Origin of the sequence: Staphylococcus gallinarum (assembly GCF_000875895.1) — a bacterium.
Taxonomy (GTDB): Bacteria; Bacillota; Bacilli; order Staphylococcales; family Staphylococcaceae; genus Staphylococcus; species Staphylococcus gallinarum.
Genome location: NZ_JXCF01000031.1, coordinates 1 through 852, shown reverse-complemented (window position 1 = coordinate 852; position 852 = coordinate 1). Strand labels below are relative to the sequence as shown.

The following is an 852-nucleotide window of genomic DNA, read 5'->3' as shown; positions in this document are numbered from 1 at the left end:
CAAGTTATTAAAATTCTGTTTATTAGCATTTACCAAATCATAATTTAAGTAAGTTTTACTATGGTCTATATCTTCATTTTCATAATTATTATTTTCTCTTTGAACATGTTTTTGTATGCCTGTTGTATTTGTTCCTGTTTTAACTTTTGCAACTCGAATAATAGAATACGACATATAAAAATCACTCCTCAGCACTAAGGTTTTATAGATATTTAATAATTTAAGTCTAACACACTAGACTTATTTTGCAATAAGTCGTTAATACGTGTGCTCTGCGAGGCTTAAACCTGTTTTTGTGCAAGCACAAAAAATGGACTGAACAAGTCAGTCCATAAGTTCAAAACCTAAACCCCAGCAACCAAAAATGGTGGTTGCTAATGTTCATAAAATTTATGATCACTCACGTGTTATAAATTTTATTTCACAAGTTCAAGTTCAAAATCAATCAGGATATTCGTTCCATTCTTTCTTTATCCATTACTTTATCTCCCCTGTTTCCGGATTAATTGTTTTTGAATATATGGCTCTATATCCACATTGATAATTACCTTCAAACCAAAGTCTAAAAGCACTAGCATTGGACGTGATAACATCTTGAACATAATTCATATTATCAATTCCATATTCTTCTCCATACATATCGAGAAATGACATTAAATCAATTACATTAACGATATGTTTAGTTTTAACTATAGTTAATAAATCATTTTTCAAAGTACGCTTTTGACTTTCATCTAAAAAAATATATCTCTCAATATCAAAATCATTTAAATGAATAATATCTTCACTGTTATATTTATGTTTGTTTTTTCTAATAGCATCTTTACTTTCGTGTGTTAAATATTTATAAAC

Annotated in this window: 1 protein-coding gene and 1 pseudogene; both read right to left on the bottom strand. The window is 27.9% G+C overall.

From position 1 onward, the window contains the following. The coding region (locus tag SH09_RS12095) for a plasmid recombination protein (protein WP_042739916.1) at positions 1-174 on the bottom strand (174 nt) is incomplete at its 3' end. A gap of 303 nt (positions 175-477) precedes the next feature. Continuing rightward, positions 478-852: pseudogene (locus SH09_RS12090) on the bottom strand (Rep family protein); the annotation flags it as partial.